The sequence below is a fragment of the Hydrogenophaga sp. 70-12 genome (genome assembly GCF_001897365.1).
Taxonomy (GTDB): domain Bacteria; phylum Pseudomonadota; class Gammaproteobacteria; order Burkholderiales; family Burkholderiaceae_C; genus Hydrogenophaga; species Hydrogenophaga borbori.
Window position 1 is genome coordinate 1 of sequence record NZ_MKSS01000059.1, and the last position, 3,440, is coordinate 3,440.

The 3,440-nt window shown below is 70.8% G+C and carries 5 protein-coding genes; all 5 read left to right on the forward strand.

Translation table 11 applies throughout. The features are described 5' to 3' along the window. A partial coding sequence (locus BGO22_RS04015) for a flagellar basal body rod C-terminal domain-containing protein (RefSeq protein ID WP_286849159.1) occupies positions 1–84 on the forward strand: 84 nt, incomplete at its 5' end. Between the two features lie 12 nt (positions 85–96). Next, positions 97–828, forward strand: a complete 732-nt coding sequence (gene flgF / locus BGO22_RS04020) for a flagellar basal-body rod protein FlgF (protein WP_204743123.1) — start codon at positions 97–99, stop codon at positions 826–828. A 34-nt stretch (positions 829–862) separates the two neighbouring features. Beyond that, on the forward strand, positions 863–1,651 hold the full coding sequence (gene flgG, locus BGO22_RS04025; RefSeq protein WP_204743121.1) for a flagellar basal-body rod protein FlgG: 789 nt from the start codon (positions 863–865) through the stop codon (positions 1,649–1,651). Continuing rightward, the gene (gene flgH / locus BGO22_RS04030) at positions 1,651–2,304 is read left to right on the forward strand and encodes a flagellar basal body L-ring protein FlgH (protein WP_204743119.1); all 654 of its coding nucleotides are present in this window, start codon (positions 1,651–1,653) and stop codon (positions 2,302–2,304) included. Before flgG ends, flgH begins: the two co-directional genes overlap by 1 nt. 13 nt (positions 2,305–2,317) lie before the next feature. Then, positions 2,318–3,440, forward strand: a 1,123-nt coding sequence (locus BGO22_RS04035; RefSeq protein ID WP_286849157.1) for a flagellar basal body P-ring protein FlgI, incomplete at its 3' end; no start/stop codon positions are given.

Genomic DNA, 3,440 nt, shown 5'->3' on the forward strand with positions numbered 1-3,440 from the left:
ACCTCGCAGCGCAACTACCAGGCCAACACCAAGGTGTTCCAGACGCAGAACCAGATCATGCAGTCCTTGATGCAAGCGATCTGAGCGGACTGAGCCATGGACGCCCTGATCTACACCGTCATGAGTGGCGCCGAGCGCTCGCTGCGCGAGCAGCAGGTGCGCGCCAACAACCTGGCCAACGCCGACACGCCGGGCTTTCGCGCCGACAAGAGCTTCGCCACCGCGATGCGCACACCGGGCTATGGCTACGACGCGCGCCACATGAGCGAACTCAGCGCCAACGGTGTCAGCGAACGCGCGGGGCCGATCCGCCAGACCGGGCGCGAGCTCGACGTGGCGATCACCGGCGAGGGCTATCTGGCCGTGCGCCATGAGGGCGGCGAGGCCTATACCCGAGCCGGCGGCATCGCCATCGACGCCGAGGGCATGCTGTCGGTGAACGGCCGCCCGCTGCTGGGCGATGGCGGCCCCATCGTGCTGCCGCCCTCGGCGAGCGTGCAGATCGGCGCCGACGGCACGGTGTCGGTGTTGCCGCCGGGCCAGGCCGAGATGCAGCCGGTGGATCGCCTGAAGCTGGTGAAGCCCGAGCCGGGCGCGCTGGTGAAGAACGAGGCCGGCCTGCTGGTGCCGCGCGACCCGCAGGCCGGCGCCCTGCCCCTGGACGAGACCGTGCAGGTCAAGGCCGGCTACCTGGAAGGCAGCAACGTCTCGGCCGTCGAGGAGATGGTGGCCACCATGGCCACCAGCCGCGACTTCGAGATCCAGATGAAGCTCTACGGCGCCGCTGAGCGCATGGCCCAGGCCGGCGACCGCCTGGTGCGCGGCTGAGCCCTATCCCCATCACGCACACGAGGAACCGACCATGAACGCAGCCATGTGGACCGCCAAGACCGGCGTGCAGGCGCAGGACGCCAAGCTCCAGGCCATCGCCAACAACCTGGCCAACGTCAACACCACCGGCTTCAAGCGCGACCGCGTGGTGTTCGAGGACCTGTTCTACCAGGTGGAGCGCCAGCCCGGCGCCGCACAGGCCGAGGGCATGAACACGCCCGTGGGCGTGCAGCTGGGCAATGGCGTGCGCGTGGCCGGCACGCAGAAGGTGTTCACCACCGGCAGCCTGCAGACCACGGGTCAGCCGCTGGACATCGCCATCCAGGGCCAGGGCTTCCTGCAGGTGGAACTGCCCGGCGGCGAGACCGCCTACACGCGCGCGGGCCAGCTGCAGCGCAGCCCCGAGGGCCGCCTGATGACCGCGCAGGGCTATCCGCTGGTGCCCGACATCACGCTGCCGGCCAACGCCAAGTCCATCACCATCGGCGAGAACGGCACCGTCAGCGTCAGCCTGCCCGGCGACACCGCGCCGCAGGAGATCGGCCAGATCACGCTCGCCGGCTTCGTCAACCCGGCCGGCCTGCTGGCCCTGGGCGACAACCTGTACCAGGAGACCGCCGCCAGCGGCGTTCCCACCGAAGGCATCGCGGGCGAGGAGGCCCTGGGGGCCATCAAGCAGGGCGCGCTGGAAGGCTCCAACGTGCAGGTGGTGGAGGAGATGGTGGACATGATCACCGCCCAGCGCACCTACGAGATGAGCACCAAGGTGCTGAGCGCGGCCGACGGCATGCTGCAGAACCTGGCGCAGGCGGTGCGCTGATGCGCGCCGCGCTGGGGCTGCTCGCGGCCTTGCTGGCCGGTTGCGCCGCCGTCGCGCCGCCGCGCGCGCCGGCGCTGGCCGACGATCCCGCGCCGGTGGTGCGGGTGGCGCCGAGCCTGGCGCGTTCCGGCGGCGTGTTCACGCCGCAGGCACCGGGCTCGCTGGTGGCCGACACGCGCGCGCGCCGCGTGGGCGACGTGATCACCGTGATGCTGCTGGAGACCACCCAGGCCAGCAAGCGCTCGGGCACGCAGATCGACAAGGGCAGCAGCGCCGGCATCGGCGCCCTGCGCATCGACGGCAAGGACGTGACGCCCCCCATCGGCCTGAGCGCGGACCGCGCCTTCGACGGCAACGCCAGCAGCACGCAGCAGAACGCGCTGAGCGGTGCCATCACCGCCGTGGTGGTGGAGGTGCTGCCCAACGGCTTGCTGCGCATCGCCGGCGAAAAAAGCCTGTGGCTCAACCAGGGCGAGGAATTCATCCGCCTGAGCGGCTACGTGCGCGGCCAGGACATCGACGCCGCCAACCGCGTGTCCTCGCAGCGCATCGCCAACGCGCGCATCGCCTACTCGGGCAGCGGCACCCTGGCCGATGCCAACTCGCCGGGCTGGCTCACGCGCTTCTTCAACAGCCCCTGGATGCCTTTCTGATCGGGCCATCAGCATGAACTCCCGCACCCTGCACCAGGGCCTCGCCGGCCTGTTGACTGCCCTGTCGCTGCTCGCGTCGGCGCCCGCCGTCGCGCAAAAGGCCAGCGCCGACGCCGCGCGCACCACGCCGCTGGGCCACCTGGTGCAGGTGGAGGGCATGCGCGAAAACCAGCTCATCGGCTATGGCCTGGTGGTCGGCCTGCAAGGCTCGGGCGACAGCAGCCAGATCCGCTTCCAGGGCCAGTCGGTGGCCAACATGCTGCGCCAGTTCGGCGTCACCTTGCCCGAGCGCAACGACCCGCGCCTGAAGAACGTGGCCACGGTGATGGTGAGCGCCACCTTCCCGCCGGGCTACCGCAAGGGACAGACCATCGACATCACCGTCTCCTCCATGGGCGACGCCAAGAGCCTGCGCGGTGGCGTGCTGCTGCTCACGCCGTTGATGGCGGCCGACGGCGAGGTGTACGCGCTGGCGCAGGGCAACGTGGTGGTGGGCGGCTTCTCGGCCCAGGGCCAGAGCGGCTCCAGCGTGACCGTGAACACGCCCACGGCCGGCCGCGTGCCGAGCGGCGCCACGGTGGAGCGCGAGATTCCCACCGATTTCGACACGCGCGAGACCGTCACCCTGAGCCTGCGCCGCCCGCACTTCCAGACCGCCACCAACATCGTTCGCACCATCAATGGCCGCTACGGCGAGATCGCCAGCACGCGCGACGCCACCAGCGTGGAGGTGGTGGCCCCGGCCAACCCGACGCAGCGCGTGGCCTTCGTGGCCGAGCTGCAGAAGCTCGGCGTGCAGGTGGGGCAGGAGCTGCCGCGCGTGGTCTTCAACTCGCGCACCGGCACGGTGGTCATCGCCGACGGCGTGCGCGTGCGCCCGGCCGCGGTGGCGCACGGCAACCTGAAGGTCATCATCGGCGAGCAGCCCGTGGCCAGCCAGCCGGCGCCGTTCGGCCGCGGCGAAACGGTGGTGCTGCCGCAGTCCAGCGTGGTGGCCGAGCAGGACCGGGGCCGCATGTTCAACTGGGCGCCGGGCAGCAAGCTGCAGGACATCATCGACACCATCAACCGCACGGGCGCCTCGCCCGACGACATCATGGCGATCCTGCAGGCGCTCGATCAGGCCGGCGCCATCG